The following is a 17018-nucleotide window of genomic DNA, read 5'->3' on the forward strand; positions in this document are numbered from 1 at the left end:
CGCACACCCAAGGATTGTGATGAGCACTGTATCGACCGCAAGAAATGGCCTGCTGGCCCTGTGCATTGGCTTGACCTGTGGCGCCGCCCTGGCTGCCCCCAGCATGCCCGGCCTGAACCTCAAGCCCTGGGCCGAGCAGACCCCGGGCGTTACCGGCCTGGGTTTCGTGCCCGCCGGCACAGGCGCCGACCGGCTGCTGGCCAGCGAGCGCGAAGGCCTGTTGCTGGTGGACGAACAGGGCCGCCAGCTGGCCCGCTTCAAGGGCTCGTTCAACGGCCTGGACAGCCGCGCCGCCGGTGGGCAACTGCTGGTGGCCAGCCTCGACAACCAGCGCCAGCAGGCACTGCTGGTGAGCCTCGACCCGGCCAGCCGCACCTGGGGCCAGCCGTTGTACCTGCCCACTCGGGACTACCCGGTCAACGGCCTGTGCCTGTACCGCGACGAGGCCAGCAACCTGTTCCTGTTCCTGGTGGGCGAGGAGGGCAAGGGCGAGCAGTGGCTGGTGGGCCACGGCGCGCAACTGAGCGCCGAGCCGCAGCGGGTACGTGGCCTGCCCCTGCCGCCGGAGGCCAAGTTCTGCCAGGTGGACGACGCCGCCCAGCAACTGCTGGTCAATGAACAGAATGTCGGCTGGTGGGCCTACCCGGCCCATGCCGAAGCCGACACCGCGCGCCAGCCGGTGGCCCTGCGCGCGCCCTTTGGCGACATCAGGAAAAGCGCCGGGGCCATGGCCCTGGTGCCGGGCGGGGTGCTGGGCCTGGACCCGAAGGCCGCGCAACTGCATCTCTATCAGCAGCAGGAAAAAGGCTGGGTGGCCCAGGCCACGTTGCCCCTGGCCGGCCTCAAGGAACCGGAAAACATCGCCCTGCGCGCCAGCGACAAAGGCCTGCAGGTCTTGCTGCGCGATGACGAGGACGGGCGCCTGTACCAGGGCCAGTTGAACTGGCAGGCCACCTCGCTGGCCCTGCCGCCGGTATTGCCCACCGTACAGGCGGCGGCACAGAGCGAGCCGGTGGGGCGCCAGGGCGATGCCGCCGATGACCCGGCGATCTGGGTCCACCCGCAGCAGCCCTCCCTGAGCCGGGTGCTGGGCACCAACAAGAAGCAGGGCCTGCTGGCCTACGACCTGCAGGGCAAGCTGTTGCAGGAGCTGGCAGTGGGGCGCCTGAACAACGTCGACGTGCGGCCCAACTTCCAGCTCGGCGAGCGCCGTGTGGACCTGGCCGTGGCCAGTAACCGCGACCGCAACAGCCTCAGCCTGTTCTCCATCGACCGCGCCAGCGGCGAGCTGAGCGAGGCCGGGGAGGTGCCCACGCCGCTCAAGGAAATCTACGGCATCTGCCTGTTCCAGCCGGCCAGTGGCGAGATCTACGCCATTGCCAACGACAAGGACGGCACCTTCGTCCAGTACCGCCTGAGCGCCCCCGGCGGTACCGCCCAGGGCGAGCTGGTGCGCCGGTTCAAGGTGGCCAGCCAGCCCGAGGGCTGTGTCGCCGATGACCAGCGCCAGCGCCTGTTCCTCGGTGAAGAGGACGTTGGCGTGTGGGCGGTGGATGCCCGGCCCGAGCAGCCGGCGACCCTGCACAGCGTGATCAAGGTCGGCGGCCTGTTGCAGGCCGATGTCGAGGGCCTGGCCCTGTACCAGAGCAACGCCCGCGACTACCTGGTGATTTCCAGCCAGGGCAACGACAGCTACCTGGTGCTGGATGCCGAACCGCCGTTCGCTTCCCATGGCGCCTTCCGGGTCAGCCTCAACGCCCGTGCGGGGATCGACGGCGCCTCGGAAACCGATGGCCTGGAAGTCACCTCGGCCAACCTCGGCGGGCCCTGGAGCCAGGGCCTGCTGGTGGTCCAGGACGGGCGCAAGCGCATGCCCGAGCAGACCCAGAACTTCAAGTTCGTGCCCTGGGCCGAGGTCACCCAGGCCCTGAAGCTGCCCTGAGCCGGCGGTCATCACCTTGTCATTTGAATGTCATCGAATAGCCCCGCCAGCCCAGGCGGGCACCCGAGAAGGAGTTCCACCATGCAGGCCACACTCGAACACATGAGCATCTGGGGGCTGATCAGCGATGCCAGCCTGTTGGTCAAGGCGGTGATGCTGACCTTGCTCCTGGCGTCCTTGCTCAGCTGGTACCTGATCATCCAGCGTGGCGCCGTGCTGCGCGGTCGTGAGCTGCGCTTCCAGGCTTTCATCCAGCGTTTTCGCGCCGCCCCCGAGCTGCTGCCGCTGTACCGCGAAGTGGCCAAGGGCAGCGACGCCGAAGGCGGCGTGGAGCCGATCTTTGCCGCCGGCTACCAGGAGTTCAGCCACCTGCGCGGCCAGCCCGGCGGTGCCGGAGAAGGGGTGCTGGAGGGTGTGGAACGGGCCTTGTACGTGGCCATCAGCGAGCAGGAAACCCGCCTGGAAAAGGGCCTGCAGTTTCTCGCCACTGTGGGTTCGGTAAGCCCCTATATCGGCCTGTTCGGCACCGTGTGGGGGATCATGAATTCCTTCCTCGGCCTGTCCCAGGTGCAGCAAGCGACCCTTTCCACCGTGGCCCCGGGCATTGCCGAGGCGCTGATCGCCACCGCCATCGGCCTGTTCGCGGCCATTCCCGCGGTGATTGCCTACAACCGCTTTTCGGCCCGCAGCCAGACCCTGCTGACCCGCTACTACGCCTTTGGCAATGAACTGCAAGTACGCCTGCATCGCACCTTGCAGGGCGCCCCGAGCCACCTGGCCGTGGCCGCCTGAGAGAAGGAGCAAGCCGATGTTGACCCGGCCGCAACGCAAGCACGGACCCAAGGCGGAAATGAACGTGGTGCCCTACATCGACGTGATGCTGGTGCTGCTGGTGATCTTCATGGTCACCGCGCCGATGCTCACCCAGGGGGTGAAGATCGAATTGCCCAAGGTCGCCAGCGAAGCCCTGGCCACCGACAGCCGCCAGCAGATCCTCACCCTGTCGGTGCAGGCCGGTGGCGGCTACTACTGGAACCTGGGCAGCGAACTGGACACCCGCAATCAGACCGACAGCGCTGTGGACCTTGAGCAGATGCGCGCCAAGGTGGCCCAGGTGATTGCCCGGCGCGGCGACACCCAGGTGTATATCCGCGCCGACCAGGACGCCGCCTATTCCAGCGTGGTGGCGGCCATGGCCGCGTTGCAGCAGGGTGGGGTACACAACCTGGGGCTGGTGACCGAGGCCCCGCAATGACGGCGATGATCATGCACAACCCCACCGCGATGCCCCTGCGGCCCGAGGCGTCCGGCTTCTGGCGCAACAGCCTGGCGGCCAGCCTGGCCCTGGCCCTGCACGCCGGAGTGCTGGGGGCGCTGGCGCTGGGCTGGTCGGTGGACAAGCCGCAGGTCGAGACGCCGCCGGTACTGACCACCCAACTGGTGATGCTGGCGCCGCCTGCCGCCCCCGCGGAACCGCTGCCGGCGGTGGCCGAGGTGGCGCCACAGCCACCGTCAACGCCACCGCCCGCGGCTGCGCCGGAGCCGGCCAGGCCCCGGGTTGACCCCCAGGTACAGGCGCAGAAGCTGGAGCAGGCGGCCCTGGCGCGCAAGCGGGTGGAAGACAAGAAACGTGAGCAGGTGCAGGAGCAGCAGCGCCAGCAGCGCGAGCGCCTGGAGGCCGAGCAGCGCCAGCGCGATACCGAGCAACGTGTGGCCCAGGAACAAGCGCAGGCCCAGCGTGCCGAACAGTCGCGGCTGGCTGCCGAGCGCACGCGCCAGCAGGCGGCCCAGGCGGCGGCCGACAGTCGCCAGTACCAGCCCCTGAGCAAGGAGGCCCCGGACTACCCGCAACGGGCCCTGGACAAGAATCTGGAAGGCGACTGCACCGTGGAATACAGCGTCAACCCCCAGGGGCGGGTGGAGAACCCCAAGGTCATCGACGGTTGCCACCCCCTGTTCATGCGCCCGTCCCTGGCAGCGGTGGCGACCTTCCGTTATCAGCCGCGGCTGATCGACGGCCAGGCGGTAACGGTGCCGGCGGTGCGCAACACCTTCCACTACCGGATCAAGTAAGGCGCGGGGCAGGCATGGGCCCGTTGCCATGCAGGCAGCCTCTGGCTGACCGTGCGCGCCCTGGCTGGCCGAGCCTGTCCCCTTGGCTGGCCGCCAATGCCCTCAACCCCGGGGCGCGGGTGTCTTAGTGTGGCCGGGTGTGGTCCGCCGCTGTCGCCGGGGCGGGCCCCTTGCCCTGGCCGCACTGAGGACCGCCGATGCCCACTGTCACCCCCGCCTGTTTGCGCCCGTTGCGGCGCCACTCTTGGCTACCGATTCGTAGCGCCCTGGGCCTGGCCCTGGGTCTGCTGCTGAGCGCCTGCGGCGAGGCTGAACCGCCTGCTGCCGTGCGCCTCGACGCCGCCCGCCAGAGCCCGGCCGACCCGGCCCTGGCCCAGGTCTACGCCAGCAGCTGCCAGCTGTGCCATGCCAACCCGGCCTCCGGCGCCCCCCTGGCCGGCGATGCCAAGGCCTGGGCGCCGCGCCTGGCCCAGGGCGCCGACACCCTGCTGGACCACAGCATCAACGGCTACCAGGGCATGCCGCCCATGGGCCAGTGCATGCAGTGCAGCGAAGAGCAGTTCCTGGCCCTGATCAGCTTCATGTCCGGCCATTCATTCCAATAAAAAGCACAGGTTCCCCCTTCATGGTCATGCACCTTTCCCGACGCCGGCTGCTGCAAGGGGCCGGCGCCCTCGGCGCGTTCAGCGCGCTGTGCAGCAACCCGCTGCTGGCCGAACTGGCCCGCGCCCCGCGGCTGATTCCCTGGCGCAACTGGTCCGGCGCGCAAAGCTGCCTGCCCCAGGCGCGGCTGGCGCCCAAGGACCTGGATGAACTGCGCCAGGTGGTCCGCCAGGCCCCGGGCAAGATCCGCCCGGTGGGTGCCGGGCACTCCTTCAGCGCCCTGGTGCCCACCGACGGCACCTTGCTGTCCCTGGCCTATTTCAACGGCCTGCTGGACCACGACCCCAAGACCTTGCAAGCCGAATTCGCCGCCGGCACGCCCATGTCGCTGATGGGCCCGGCGCTCAAGGAGGTGGGGCAGGCGCTGTGGAACATGGCGGATATCGACTACCAGACCCTGGCCGGGGCGATTGCCACTTCCACCCACGGCACCGGGGTCGGCTTCGGTTCCTATTCGTCCCGGGTCTGCGGGCTGCAACTGGTGACCGCCAGCGGCGAAGTGCTGGACTGCGACCCCCGGCGCAACGCCGAGGTGTTCCACGCCGCCCGGGTGTCCCTCGGCGCGCTGGGGGTGGCGACCCGGGTGCGCCTGCAGAACCGCGAGGCTTATCGCCTGCGGGAAAAACAGTGGATCGGCAAGACCGAGGAACTGCTGGAGGACATGGACAACCTGACCCGCGACAACCAGCACTGGGAAATGCTCGTGGTCACCCACTCCGACTACGCCCTGGCGGTGGCCCTGAACGAAACCACGGAACCGCCGACCCCGCCCAGGGACCCGGCCGAGGAGGGCGGCAACGAGTTCGTCAACCTGATCGAAAACCTCGACAAGTACGTCAGCGACTTCCCCGAGACCCGCCGCCACCTGCTCAATAGCCTGCGCTGGCTGGCGCGCTTCGATGAGCGGGTGGGGGATTCCTACCAGATCTACGCTAACGTGCGCAGCGTGCGCTTCAACGAAATGGAGTACTCGGTGCCGGCGCACCTGGGGCCGGCGTGCCTGCGCGAGATCCTCGCGCTGATCCGCGACAAGGACCTGCGCACCTGGTTTCCCATCGAGTACCGCTACGTCAAGGCCGACGACATTCCCCTGAGCATGTTCGAAGGTCGCGACAGCTGTTCGATCTCGGTGCACCAGCACTACAGCATGGACCACCACAACTTCTTCGCCGCCGTGGAGCCGATCTTCTGGAAGTACCAGGGGCGCCCGCACTGGGGCAAGCACCACAGCCTCAACGCCCGCACCCTGCAGGGGCTGTACCCGCAATGGGCAGCCTTCGCCAGGGTGCGCCAGGCACTGGACCCGCAAGGCAAATTCATCAACGCCCACCTGGCCTCTGTGCTGGGTGTGGCGTGAACAGGAGATGCGCACAATGAACCGTCGTCATTTCATGGCCGGCACCCTGGGGGCCGGAGTCTTGCTGGCCGGTGTCGGCGCCTGGCTGCGGCCCGGCGACCGGGGCCTGCCCTACAGCCCGTACTTCGCCGAGCTCAATCGCGAGCTCAAGGCCCACGGGCCGATGCAACCGGTGATGCTGATCGACCTGGATCGCCTGGACCACAACATCGATGTGGTCATGCAGTCGGTGCAGCGCGGTGGCAAGCACCTGCGCCTGGTGGAAAAATCCCTGCCATCGCCCGGGCTCCTGGCCTACATCGCCCAGCGCGCCGGTACCCGGCGCCTGATGTCCTTCCACCAGCCGTTTCTCAACCACGACGCCGAGGTATTTGCCGACGCCGATATCCTCCTCGGTAAACCCCTGCCGATCCGCGCCGTCGAGCTGTTCTACCAGCAGCTCAAGGGGCCGTTCGACCCGCGCCGGCAACTGCAATGGCTGCTCGATACCCCCGAACGCCTGCAGCAGTACCTAGCGCTGGCCCAGGGCCTGGGCACGCGGATGCGCATCAACATCGAACTGGATGTGGGACTGCACCGTGGCGGCGTGGCGGACCATGCCGTGCTCGGGCAGATGCTGGCGCTGATCAGCGCCCACCCCCGGCACCTGGAGTTTGCCGGGTTCATGGGCTACGACCCCTTTGTCGACATGGGCGTGCCGGGGATTCTGGGCTCGCCGCAAAGCCTGTTCGACCAGGTCATGGCGCTCTACAACGGTTTTGTCGACTTCACCCGCCAGCAGTACCCGGCGCTGTGGCACGCCGGCCTGACCCTCAATACCGCCGGCAGCCCCAGCTACCGTCGCCACGAGCAGGAATCCCTGAGCAGCGAAGTGTCGGTGGGCACCGCACTGCTCAAGCCCAGCCACTACGACCTGGCGTCCCTGGAGCAGCACGTGCCGGCCGCCTTTATCGCCACCCCGGTGCTCAAGAGTACCGGGCCGGTGCGGATCCCGGCCCTGGACGACAAGTCGCGGCTGTTCTCCTGGTGGGACCGCAACCAGCGCCAGACCTTCTTCATCTATGGCGGCCACTGGCTGGCGGATTTCGAATCGCCGGCGGGTCTGCAGAGCAACGAGCTGTTCGGTCGCAGCTCCAACCAGGAGATGGTCAACGGCTCCCGCGCCGTGGGCTTGCAAGTGGACGACCAGGTCTTCCTGCGCCCGCAGCAGAGCGAAGCGGTACTGCTGCAGTTTGGCGACCTGCTGGCCCTGCGCGGCGGGCGCATCGTCGAACGCTGGCCGGTGTACTGATCCCACGTATAGCCCTTGCCTGGCGATCCTCCGTCGGAGCGCTGTCGGCCTTAAGAACGCCGCGTCCCTACGGGCCGTTCGCAGCCTGCGGCAGCGGCTACACGAAACGCGTCCCGGCAACCGCCTGTAGCCGCTGCCGAGCTCCGGCGATGCTGCGCAAAGGCCCGCAGGGCCTTGCCTGGCGATCTCCCGCCGAGCCCGCAGCAGCTTCAAGGCTGCCGCGGGTTTCACAGGGCAAAGGGAATGGTCAGCTTGGCCCAGAGCATGTCGCCCTCGGGGCGGTTTTCCACATCGAACTCCTTGGCCCAGCGGATCTCGGCGCTGGCGTACTTGAGAAAACGCAGGTGCAGCGCCGGGCCGATGGCGAGCACTTGCCCGCGTACCCCGTCACTCACGTCCTCGCCCATGAAGGTCACGGTCTTGCCGTTCTGTTTGTCGTCGGTGGTCTGCTTCAGGTAGTAGCCGTTGAGCCCCAGGCTCAGGTCGTCGGTCAGGCGGTAGCTGGCCGAATAGTCGAAGTGCAAGATCTGCCCGGAACGGTAGTGGGTGGCGTGGTTTTCCTGGTTGAAGCTGTAGGTGCTCTTGAACGACAGCTCGGTACGCTCGCTGGGCAGCCAGGTCATGGAGAACAGCGGCTTGTAGGTGGTGAAGTTGTTGCTGGTGTTGGCCAGCCGGTCGGCATCGTACTGCCCGGTGGGCAGGGTCACTTCCAAGGCCGCGCCCAGGGTCAGGTCGGGGCCCATGTCCCACAGGATGATCGGCGCGAAGGTGGTATCGCCCATGCTTTCGCGGCGGTCGCTCTGGCCGTACAGCGACACCTGCTGGCGTAGGTAGGGCTGGGCCACGTAGCCCCCCAGGCGCCCGCCCAGGACCCGCAGCGGGCTCAGGTAGTCCAGGCGCGGGATGATCGCGTCGGAGGTGATCCTGACCTCCTGGACCTTGCCGCCAAAGGAGCTGATGTCGAGCTTCCTGGCCTGGTAATGGTTGTAGTAGAGGTTGAAGGCGAACATGTGCTCCGGGAGCTGGTCGGGGCTCAGGGGCAGCACGTAGAAGCCGTCCGTGCCGGGGCCGATATTGTCGACCCCGGATTCGGTGGCCTGGGCATTCAGGCTGGCGCAGGCGGCCAGGGCCACGCCCAGGTGCAGGGAGCGAGTGAGGCGGGTCGGGTGCATGGTTGGGCTCATTCTTATTGTTAGTGGGGGCGCGGCGGCAGGCACGCCGCCCGCCCCATAGAAATAAGCCCTGGGCCGGGCGCGGGGCAGGGTATTGGCGGACAGGGAGGGGGACTTTGTCGGACACTTTGCAATGCTTTGTTACATTCCCCCGTAAAACCCCAGGCAACGGGATATGCTTGAACCGCCGGTGAAGCCTTGGCGCCGGTGCCTGACCGACAATAAAAACAGCCGCTCAAGCGGCCCGGAAGCCCACTCCCATGCAGATCAAAGCCGCCGATGCCCACGACCAGCTGGCCCTGGTTTCACCCTTCCTGCTGCAGACCCTGGCGGATGTCGCCGAAGCCAAGGGCGTCAGCGCCGAGCGCCTGTGTCGCGGCCTGGGCTTTACCCTGGACGACCTGCAGGACCCGACCCTGCGCATCTCCTATCGCCAGGCGGTGGCGATGATCGAACGTGCCCTGGCGGCATTGCCGCAGCAGGGCCTGGGGCTCTGGGTCGGCAGCCGCAATGTGCTGGGCACCCTGGGCCTGCTGGGGCATGCGTTGTCGTTGTGCCGGACCCTGGGCGACGCCTTCGAGCTGGGCATCCGCCATCAGCACACCTCCGGCACCATCGTCAGCGCCGATGTCGGGCGCCAGGGCGAAGAGTTCTTTGTCGAGCTGCAATGCCGCCTGCCCTACGGCGAGGTGCAGATCTTTGCTGCGGAAGAGTTCTTCGCCAGCCTGCTGATCTATGGCCGGGCCCTGGTCAGCGCGGATTTCCAGGCCCTACGGGTGGAGTTCATGCACGCCGCGCCGGCCTATGCCGAGCTCTATACCCGGTTGCTGGGCCCCCACGTGCAGTTCGGCTGTCTGCAGGCGCGCATGGTGATCGAGGCCCGCTGGTTGCAGGCGCCGCTGCCCAACCATCATCCGGTGGCGCTGCGCCAGGCGCTCAAGCTGCTGGAACTGGAAAGCGCCCAGGTGCACCAGAAGATGGACCTGATCCAGGCGGTGGAGCGCGCCCTGAGCCGGGACCTGCGGGCCGGCAGCCACATCGAGCAGGTGGCGGGGGATTTGAACATGAGCGGGCGCACCCTGCGCCGGCGCCTGACCGAACACGGCCTGACCTTCGAGGCGCTGCTGGAACGGGTGCGCCAGGCGCGAACCCTGAACCTCTTGGGCAACCCGGAGCTGTCCATCGAACGCATCACCGAAGAGGTCGGCTACAGCGACGTGCGCAGCTTCCGCCGGGCCTTCAAGCGCTGGACCGGCCTGAGCCCCAGCGCCTTTCGCGAAGAGGCGGCGCTGCATTGAAGGCCGCCCTGTAGCCGCTGCCGAGCCCGCGAGGCTGCGCAAAGGCCCGCAGGGCCTTGCTTGGCGATCTCCCGTCGAACCTTGAGCGGCCTCAAGATCCCCGCGTCTGCTGCGTCGCAATGCCGCCCATGCCGTTCTCAGCCAACCCCGGCCCGGTCTTTTCACCACGGCCTTGCAACGTCGCCGCGCAAGCGGCGACAAGCCTTGCCTGTTTCGACGCTGACGCCGGCAGCCCATGGCGGTAAACTCCTGCGCCTTTATTCAGGAGTTCCCATGAGTTACTACCAGCCCGGCATCCTTGCTGCACCCGTTCCGTCCCAGGCCCGCCACCTGTTCTTTGCCCTTGAGTCCATCGAGGCGTTGCCCCAGGCCCTCGACCAGTTGCTGGCACGGGTGGATGGCGCAACGGCGGTGGCAGGTTTTGGCGCGTCGCTGGTCAAGGCCCTGGGCGCGCGAGTGCAGGGGCTCAAGGCGTTCCCGGCGCTGACCGGCGTGGGCGTGGACAACCCTTCGACCCAGCACGCGCTGTGGGTCTGGCTGCACGGTGATGATCGCGGCGAGCTGCTGCACCGCAGCAACGAGCTGGCGGCCGCCCTGGCCCCGGCCTTGCGCCTGGTCGGCATGAACGAGACCTTCCGCCACAAGACCGGCCACGACCTCACCGGTTATGAAGACGGCACCGAAAACCCTCAGGACGAAGCCGCCGTGGCCGCGGCACTGGCCGAGGGCGAAGACGGCCTGCGCGGTGGCAGTTTTGCCGCGATCCAGCAATGGCAGCACGACTTCAAGGGCTTTGCCGCGATGCAGCAGCAAGAGCGCGACCACATCATGGGCCGGCGGCTGAGCGACAACGAAGAACTGGACGACGCGCCGGTCTCGGCCCACGTCAAGCGCACCGCCCAGGAAAGCTTCGCCCCGGAAGCCTTTCTCGTGCGTCGCTCGATGCCGTGGATCGAAGGTGACAAGGGTGGCCTGATGTTCCTTGCCTTTGGCCGCACCCTGAACGCCTTCGAAGCCCAACTGCGGCGCATGAGCGGCCTGGAAGACGGCATCACCGACGGCCTGTACCGCATGAGCCGGCCGATCACCGGGGGCTACTACTGGTGCCCGCCGCTGCACAACGGCCAGCTCGACCTGCGCGCGCTGCAAGCGTCGAAATGAACACCGGGGCCGAGCCGCTGCAGACCGTGCGCTGGGGCATGATCGGTTGCGGCAGTGTCACCGAGCGCAAGAGTGGCCCGGCCTTCTACAAGGTTCCGGGGTCGGCGCTGGTGGCGGTGATGGGGCGCCGGGCCGAGGCGGTGCGCGACTATGCACAGCGCCACGGCATTGCCCGCTGGTACACCGATGCCCAGGCCCTGATCGACGACCCCGAGGTGGACGCGGTGTACATCGCCACGCCCCCCGACAGCCATTACGCCTACAGCCTGCAAGTGGCCGCCGCCGGCAAGCATTGCTGCGTGGAAAAACCCATGGCCCTGCATGCCGGGCAAAGCCTGGCCATGCAGCAGGCCTTCGAGCAGGCCGGGCTGCATCTGTTCGTCTCCTATTACCGGCGCTCCTTGCCGCGCTTTGCGCAGGTGCGGCAATGGCTGGCGGATGGGCGCATCGGGGAGGTCCGGCACCTGCACTGGAGCCTGAGCAAGGCTGCCTCCGAGGCCGACCGCAGCGGCGCGGCCAACTGGCGTACCGACCCGCAAGTGGCCGGCGGCGGCTATTTCGCCGATTTGGCCAGCCATGGCCTGGACCTGTTCCAGTACCTGCTGGGCGATATCGTCGAGGTGGCCGGCTTCTGCACCCGCCAGGCCGGGCTGTATGCCGCCGAGGATGCGGTCAGCGCCAGTTGGCGCTTCGCCTGTGGGGCGCTGGGCAGCGGCGCCTGGAACTTCGTCGCCGACCGCCGGGTAGACCGGGTGGAAATCGTCGGCAGCCAGGGGCGCATCACTTTTTCCGTGTTCGACGAGCATCCGCTGCAACTCGAAGCCGAAGAGACCCTGAACCTGTTCATCGACAACCCCGCGCACATCCAGTGGCATCACGTGCAGGGCATGAACGCCCATATCCGCGGCCAGATCCGGCACCCGGCCCTGGCCAGCGAAGCCCTGAAGACCGACCGGGTGATGGACCGCATCCTGCAGCGCGGCTGATCCCAGGGCGCATGCCTGTCGGGCCTCTTCGTCGGCAAGCCGGCTTCTACGGGGTTTGTGGGGCGCATTGCCGGCCTGTTCCAGCGGGCTTTTGTAGGCGCTGGCTTGCCAGCGAAGGCGGCCTTGAGGCGGGTGCCAGTCGTTCGGGCCCCTTCGCCGGCAAGCCGGCTCCTACGGGGGCGGGCGGCTGGTCGCTCAGAAGGTCTTCTTGACGCTGGCCACCCAGGTCGCTCCGCACAGGTCGCTGAAGCCGTAGTTGCTGGTGCACTGGCTGCGGGACAGGTCGGTGTCGATGTAGCTCAGGCCCAGTTCCAGACCGGCCATTTCCCGGGTCAGTTTGGCTTCCCATTCGTGGTAGCTGTCCTCGCCCTGGCCCGAAGCGCGGATCAGCCGCGGGTCCTTGAAGTCCATCTGGCCGTAGCGCAGTTGCAGCCCCAGCTCCAGGGGCAGTCGGGTCTCGTAGCCAAGGTAGCGGTACAGGGTGCTCTGCTGGCTGTCGATGCCGGGGGCATCGTCGGAGTAATAGGCCCCCAGCTTGACCCCGTAGACGCTGAGGATGCCGTACACCTCGCTCTGGTTGAACTGGGCTTCCCGGGGGTAGCTGTACTTCAGGTAGCCCAGGTCCAGGCTGATGTCTGCGCTGGCCTGCCACAGCCAGCCGCCGTAGTAGTCGACTTCCTGGCGGGTCTTCAGGCCACCGCCGAAATCGACGTTGGAGCTCCAGGTGCCCAGGTACAGGCCGCTGCTGTGCAGCAGGGTCACGGCCGCCTGGGCCGCGGGGTCGTTCTGGGTCTGGGAGATGCCGCGGGTGCGGTAGTCGCTGGCCAGGGTCAGCTCCAGCTCCACGGCCAGGTCGTCGGTCAGGGGCAGGGCGTGGCCGGCCTGCGGCAGCAGGCACACGGCGCCCAGGGTGAGCAGGGTGAGAGTCTTCATGGGTATCCCGTTGTTGTGATTGTTATGGGGGAGCGGGCAAGGCGGGGCCGTACCCCGGCGTCACCAGGGCGCGGGGCAGGCGGTGCAACGGTGGCGCGGGGTCAGAGTGGGCGGCTGTAGATCTCGCGGCCGGCGAACCAGGTCTGCAGCACCTGGGTTTCATGCAGGGCCTTTTCGTCCACGGTAAACACGTCGCGGTCGAGGACGATGAAGTCGGCCTGCTTGCCGGCCGTCAGCGAGCCGATCTGCTGTTCCAGGCCCAATGTGCGCGCGGCATTCTGGGTGTAGGCATAGAACAGGGTTTCGCGGTCCAGGTGTTCGTCGGCGTTGAGCACCCCCAGTGGCCCCTGGCGGGTGATGGCCTGGGCCATGGCGTTCCACGGGTTGGGCGACGACACCGGCCAGTCGCTGGCGCCGGCGAGGGTCGCGCCCTGCTTGAGCAGCGAGTGCGCCGGGTACTGGTAGCGGAACGCCAGGGCACTGACGTAGGGCTTGATCATGTCCAGGGTGTAGTCGTCGGCCGAGGCCCAGAGCAGTTGCATCGAGGCAATCACGTTGAGCGGCTTGAAGCGGGCGAACTCCTTGGGGTTGACCATCTGCAGGTGGGTGATGGAGTGGCTGATGCCGCTCTGGCGATCCTTGCGCGCCTGCTCGATGCCGTTCAGCGACTCACGCACCGCACGGTCGCCGATGGCGTGGATGTGCACCAGCCAGCCGCGCTGGTCGATGGCGCTGACCAGTTCGCCAAAATGCGCCGGGTCGATCAGCAGTTCGCCGGGTTTGTGCGAGTTGCTGTAAGGCTCGAGCATCGCTGCGCTCTGCGCCGGGTATTCGATCACCCCGTCGGCGAAGATCTTGATGCCCGGCAGGGTCAGGTTGGGAATGCCCTGGAACTGCTGGCGCACCTTGTCCAGGGTGTCGAGGTCGGCCGGCCGGCTGCGGGGGTTGGCCACCAGCAGGGCGGCGACATGGGCGGTCATCCCGCCGCTCTCGGCCAGGGCCTTGTAGGCCGGCAGCACGCCGACGGTGTGCTCGGTGGGCTTGAGGGCGAACACCGCTTCGCCGGGGGCGGCGTTGGCGGCCGGGTCCATCCAGGCGGTAATCCCCAGGCTGTTGTTGTAATGCAGGGCCGACTGCGCGGCGCGCAGCATCTGCTCGGGCCCCGGCACCGGCATTTTCGCGGCCACCCGGTCCCAGCCAGCGTCCACCAGGAAACCGTTGGGGCGGCCGTCGGGCAGTTGGCCGATGGTGCCGCGCTCGGCCTCGGGCAGGCTCTTGAGCAGGGCGGCGTCGATGCCGGCGCGCTGGAGCATGAAGTCATTGGCCCAGGCGGTATGGTGATCGCTGCCGGTGAACACCACCGGTACGCTGGCCCATTCACCCTGGTTGAAGCGCTGGCCCAGGGCCTGGGCCTGGGCCCAGTAGGCCGAGCTCATGCCGGCGATGCTGAGCACGTCGGCATGCCGGGCGCTGCCGTCGTCACGCCAGGCGCGCAGGCGTTTTTCCAGTTCGTCGAGGCTGACCACCTCGTCCTGCAGGTTGGCGCCGGTCATTTCCAGGCCACCGAAGATCGCGTGGGAGTGGGTGTCGATCAGGCCCGGCATCAGGGTCTTGCCGCCCAGGTCGACGACCCGGGTGTGGCTGTCGATCAGTGCCTTGATCTGCGCATCGCTGCCGGCTTGCAGGACCTTGCCGTTCTCCACCGCCAGGGCCTGGACCTTGGGCTGGGCGCGGTCGGCGGTGAACACCTGGCCGTTGAGCAGCACCAGGTCGGCGGCGGCCATGGCTTCCAACGAGGCAAAACTCATGGCGGCCAGTAACAGCGTGGGGGTCAATCTTTTCATTGAACATTTCCTTGTTATTGCGTCTGATCGCCAGCTTAGGGACTGCCCGCAGCGGGCAGAACGGCTGCTTCACGAAAAACATTTTTGCCTGGGTGGAAAAACCATGGACAAGTTGAATGCCTTGAAGATGTTCGTGGTCACCGCCCAGCTGGGCAGTTTCAGCCGGGCGGCGGAGCAGTTGGGCAAGACCCCCTCGGCCCTGACCAAGGCGGTCAACCACCTGGAGGCCGAGCTGGGTTCGCGCCTGTTCGAGCGCAGTACCCGGCGCATCGTGCTCACCGAAATCGGCCGGCTCTACCTGGAGACCGCGCGCCAGGTGCTGCAGCGGCTGGAAGAGGTGGGCGAGGAGGTGGAGCAGCTGCAGCACGGTCTGCGCGGCAACCTCAAGGTCACCGCGCCGCTGGCCTACGGCCAGGCGTTTCTGGATCAGGTGTGTGGTGGTTTTCTTGAGCAGTACCCGCAGATCAATCTGCAAGTGGACCTGTGCGACGAGTTCGTCAACCTGCTGGAAAGCGGCTACGACCTGGCCCTGCGCGAAGGCCATGACGACCTGCCGGGGCTGATTGCCCGGGTGGTCGGAAGCAACCGCCTGGCCCTGTGCGCCAGCCCGGCCTACCTGGCGCGCAAGGGCCGGCCGGTGACCCCGCAGACCCTCGAAGAACATGAATGGCTGTTGTATCGCCACCCCTTGCTCAGCCGGGAGTTCTGGTGGGCCGAGCGCGACGGCCAGCGCCTGAGCCTGCCCCAGCCCCAGGCACCACGCCTGCGCAGTGACAATTACGACCTGCTGCTGGCCAATGCCCTGGCCGGGCGCGGCCTGTTGCACACGCCGCTATGGAGCGCCGCACCGTACCTGGCCGACGGGCGCCTGGTGCGGGTGATGGCCGACTACGCGATCGACCCGGACAGCTTCGGGCCGCACATCCTCGCGGTCTACCCCAGCCACCGGCGAGCGACCGCCAAGGTGCAGGCATTCATCGACTATGTCAGCGGCTTCCTGGCCAGCCGTGGCCTGGACTGATTGGCGGTTCTTGTCAGATAAATCCGAGAGGAGTACAAATGTACTCCATGACGACTTTATCTCCCCGCCGCACTGCCATCCTGACCTTTATCCGCGAGCGCATCGCCGATCACGGCCAGCCCCCGAGCCTTGCTGAAATCAGCCAGGCGTTCGGTTTCGCCTCGCGCAGCGTGGCGCGCAAGCATGTGCTGGCGTTGACCGAGGCCGGGTTTATCGAGGTCAACCCGCATCAGGCCCGGGGCATTCGCCTGCTCAACCAGCCACGGCGCCCCGAGCTGCTGGAAATTCCGGTGCTGGGGCGGGTGGCCGCCGGTGCGCCGATTGGCGTCGATGCCGACATACACGGCCAGTTGCTGCTGGACCCGGGGATGTTCTCCCGCACTCCGGATTACCTGCTGCGGGTCCAGGGCGATTCGATGATCGACGACGGCATCTTCGACGGTGATCTGGTGGCAGTGCGCCGCAGCAGTGAGGCGCGCAACGGCCAGACCGTGATCGCCCGCCTCGACGGTGAGGTGACCATCAAGCGTTTCGAGCGCAAGGGGCAGGGCATTCGCCTGTTGCCGCGCAACCCGGCCTACCAGCCGATCGAGGTCACGGCCGACCACGAACTGTTTATCGAAGGCGTGTTCTGCGGTCTGGTGAGGCAAGGCTGATGGGCGCCGTGGTCGCACTGGATTCGCTGTTCAATGCCGGGCGGGTGTGGAAAGGCCGCCCGGCCGCCGCGCCTGCCAGCCCGCAGCCCACGGGGCATGCCGCCCTGGATGCGGTGCTGCCCACGGGCGGCTGGCCGGAAGCGGCACTGACCGAAATCCTCATTGCCGCCCAGGGTCTGGGCGAGCTGCAACTGCTGTGGCCGAGCCTGGCGCGGCTGAGCGCGGCGGGGGAGCGCATCGTGCTGGTGGCGCCGCCGTTCGTGCCCTATCCCCAGGCCTGGCAGAACGCCGGGGTGGATGTGCGCCAGTTGTCGATCATCCAGGCCGGGGAGCGTGATGCCCTGTGGGCCGCCGAGCAGTGCCTGCGTTCCGGCAGTTGCGGCGCGGTGCTGTGCTGGCCGCAGCAAGCCGACGATCGCGCCCTGCGGCGCCTGCAGGTGGCGGCTGAAAGCGGCCAGACCCTGGCCTTTGCCTACCGCCCCCTGGAGACGGCGCGCAACCCCTCGCCGGCGGCCTTGCGAATTGCCGTGCAAGGCCGTCCCGGGCAGTTGCGGGTGCTCAAGTGCCGGGGCGGGCTGGCCCATCCGGCGCCTATCGCCTGGCCCGCCGGGCACTGAGGTT

Annotated in this window: 16 protein-coding genes; 13 read left to right on the top strand and 3 right to left on the bottom strand. The window is 67.6% G+C overall.

Going from position 1 to position 17018, the window contains the following annotated elements:
- Positions 1–19 precede the first annotated feature (19 nt).
- The 7 genes from M2395_RS01995 to M2395_RS02025 all read left to right on the top strand — a co-directional run bounded on the left by M2395_RS01995 (position 20) and on the right by M2395_RS02025 (position 7326).
- Positions 20–1942 (top strand): phytase, encoded by a 1923-nt coding sequence (locus M2395_RS01995; protein ID WP_123430517.1) that lies wholly within the window; start codon positions 20–22, stop codon positions 1940–1942.
- A gap of 81 nt (positions 1943–2023) precedes the next feature.
- Entirely contained in the window at positions 2024–2734 is a 711-nt protein-coding gene (gene tolQ / locus M2395_RS02000; protein WP_015636129.1) for a protein TolQ, read from the top strand.
- Positions 2735–2750: 16 nt separating this feature from the next.
- On the top strand, positions 2751–3197 hold the full coding sequence (gene tolR, locus M2395_RS02005) for a protein TolR (RefSeq protein ID WP_053152573.1): 447 nt from the start codon (positions 2751–2753) through the stop codon (positions 3195–3197).
- Complete coding sequence (locus M2395_RS02010) at positions 3194–4015, top strand: energy transducer TonB (protein ID WP_123430518.1); 822 nt, start codon at positions 3194–3196, stop codon at positions 4013–4015. Before tolR ends, M2395_RS02010 begins: the two co-directional genes overlap by 4 nt.
- Before the next feature lie 197 nt (positions 4016–4212).
- Positions 4213–4620 carry a cytochrome c5 family protein gene (locus tag M2395_RS02015; protein ID WP_019093750.1) on the top strand — a complete coding sequence of 136 codons (408 nt, stop codon included), beginning with the start codon at positions 4213–4215 and terminating at the stop codon, positions 4618–4620.
- Positions 4621–4706: 86 nt separating this feature from the next.
- A complete protein-coding gene (locus M2395_RS02020; RefSeq protein WP_185057781.1) occupies positions 4707–6035 on the top strand; it encodes a D-arabinono-1,4-lactone oxidase in 1329 nt (442 codons plus the stop codon).
- Positions 6036–6120: 85 nt separating this feature from the next.
- A complete protein-coding gene (locus tag M2395_RS02025) occupies positions 6121–7326 on the top strand; it encodes a DSD1 family PLP-dependent enzyme (protein WP_161467416.1) in 1206 nt (401 codons plus the stop codon).
- 227 nt (positions 7327–7553) lie between these two features.
- On the opposite strand, the gene M2395_RS02030 is transcribed toward M2395_RS02025, so the two are convergent.
- Entirely contained in the window at positions 7554–8498 is a 945-nt protein-coding gene (locus tag M2395_RS02030) for a transporter (RefSeq protein ID WP_123430520.1), read from the bottom strand.
- A gap of 260 nt (positions 8499–8758) precedes the next feature.
- Between M2395_RS02030 and M2395_RS02035 the strand changes: the two genes are divergently transcribed.
- From M2395_RS02035 to M2395_RS02045, 3 genes are all read left to right on the top strand, one after another.
- Complete coding sequence (locus M2395_RS02035) at positions 8759–9796, top strand: AraC family transcriptional regulator (RefSeq protein WP_011061981.1); 1038 nt, start codon at positions 8759–8761, stop codon at positions 9794–9796.
- Positions 9797–10069: 273 nt separating this feature from the next.
- Positions 10070–10957: a Dyp-type peroxidase gene (locus M2395_RS02040; protein WP_123430521.1), complete on the top strand. Its 888-nt coding sequence runs from the start codon at positions 10070–10072 to the stop codon at positions 10955–10957.
- Positions 10958–10974: 17 nt separating this feature from the next.
- A complete protein-coding gene (locus M2395_RS02045) occupies positions 10975–11943 on the top strand; it encodes a Gfo/Idh/MocA family protein (RefSeq protein ID WP_185057782.1) in 969 nt (322 codons plus the stop codon).
- Positions 11944–12138: 195 nt separating this feature from the next.
- Here the strand turns inward: M2395_RS02045 and M2395_RS02050 are convergent, their stop codons facing one another.
- Together M2395_RS02050 and M2395_RS02055 are read right to left on the bottom strand one after the other, a co-directional pair.
- Positions 12139–12876: a TorF family putative porin gene (locus M2395_RS02050; protein WP_047287778.1), complete on the bottom strand. Its 738-nt coding sequence runs from the start codon at positions 12874–12876 to the stop codon at positions 12139–12141.
- A 101-nt stretch (positions 12877–12977) separates the two neighbouring features.
- Complete coding sequence (locus tag M2395_RS02055) at positions 12978–14720, bottom strand: amidohydrolase (protein ID WP_123430523.1); 1743 nt, start codon at positions 14718–14720, stop codon at positions 12978–12980.
- 103 nt (positions 14721–14823) lie between these two features.
- Here M2395_RS02055 and M2395_RS02060 point away from each other — a divergent pair, with 103 nt between their 5' ends.
- Genes M2395_RS02060 through imuA form a run of 3 tightly spaced genes read left to right on the top strand, consistent with a single transcriptional unit; the run spans position 14824 to position 17014 of the window.
- Positions 14824–15741: a LysR family transcriptional regulator gene (locus M2395_RS02060; RefSeq protein ID WP_123430524.1), complete on the top strand. Its 918-nt coding sequence runs from the start codon at positions 14824–14826 to the stop codon at positions 15739–15741.
- Positions 15742–15779: 38 nt separating this feature from the next.
- Positions 15780–16397 (top strand): transcriptional repressor LexA, encoded by a 618-nt coding sequence (lexA, locus tag M2395_RS02065; RefSeq protein WP_015636117.1) that lies wholly within the window; start codon positions 15780–15782, stop codon positions 16395–16397.
- The gene (imuA, locus tag M2395_RS02070) at positions 16397–17014 is read left to right on the top strand and encodes a translesion DNA synthesis-associated protein ImuA (protein ID WP_011061974.1); all 618 of its coding nucleotides are present in this window, start codon (positions 16397–16399) and stop codon (positions 17012–17014) included. Before lexA ends, imuA begins: the two co-directional genes overlap by 1 nt.
- Positions 17015–17018 lie beyond the last annotated feature (4 nt).

It is taken from the genome of Pseudomonas sp. BIGb0176 (assembly GCF_024810175.1).
In the GTDB taxonomy this organism is placed as follows: Bacteria; Pseudomonadota; Gammaproteobacteria; order Pseudomonadales; family Pseudomonadaceae; genus Aquipseudomonas; species Aquipseudomonas protegens.

Coding starts and splice junctions, on each gene's coding strand:
- M2395_RS02015 (WP_019093750.1), top strand. CDS start 4,213: ATGCCCACTGTCACCCCCGCCTGTTTGCGCCCGTTGCGGCGCCACTCT.
- tolQ (WP_015636129.1), top strand. CDS start 2,024: ATGCAGGCCACACTCGAACACATGAGCATCTGGGGGCTGATCAGCGAT.
- M2395_RS02050 (WP_047287778.1), bottom strand. CDS start 12,876: ATGAAGACTCTCACCCTGCTCACCCTGGGCGCCGTGTGCCTGCTGCCG.
- M2395_RS02040 (WP_123430521.1), top strand. CDS start 10,070: ATGAGTTACTACCAGCCCGGCATCCTTGCTGCACCCGTTCCGTCCCAG.
- imuA (WP_011061974.1), top strand. CDS start 16,397: ATGGGCGCCGTGGTCGCACTGGATTCGCTGTTCAATGCCGGGCGGGTG.
- M2395_RS02030 (WP_123430520.1), bottom strand. CDS start 8,498: ATGCACCCGACCCGCCTCACTCGCTCCCTGCACCTGGGCGTGGCCCTG.
- M2395_RS01995 (WP_123430517.1), top strand. CDS start 20: ATGAGCACTGTATCGACCGCAAGAAATGGCCTGCTGGCCCTGTGCATT.
- tolR (WP_053152573.1), top strand. CDS start 2,751: ATGTTGACCCGGCCGCAACGCAAGCACGGACCCAAGGCGGAAATGAAC.
- M2395_RS02010 (WP_123430518.1), top strand. CDS start 3,194: ATGACGGCGATGATCATGCACAACCCCACCGCGATGCCCCTGCGGCCC.
- M2395_RS02060 (WP_123430524.1), top strand. CDS start 14,824: ATGGACAAGTTGAATGCCTTGAAGATGTTCGTGGTCACCGCCCAGCTG.
- lexA (WP_015636117.1), top strand. CDS start 15,780: ATGTACTCCATGACGACTTTATCTCCCCGCCGCACTGCCATCCTGACC.
- M2395_RS02055 (WP_123430523.1), bottom strand. CDS start 14,720: ATGAAAAGATTGACCCCCACGCTGTTACTGGCCGCCATGAGTTTTGCC.
- M2395_RS02035 (WP_011061981.1), top strand. CDS start 8,759: ATGCAGATCAAAGCCGCCGATGCCCACGACCAGCTGGCCCTGGTTTCA.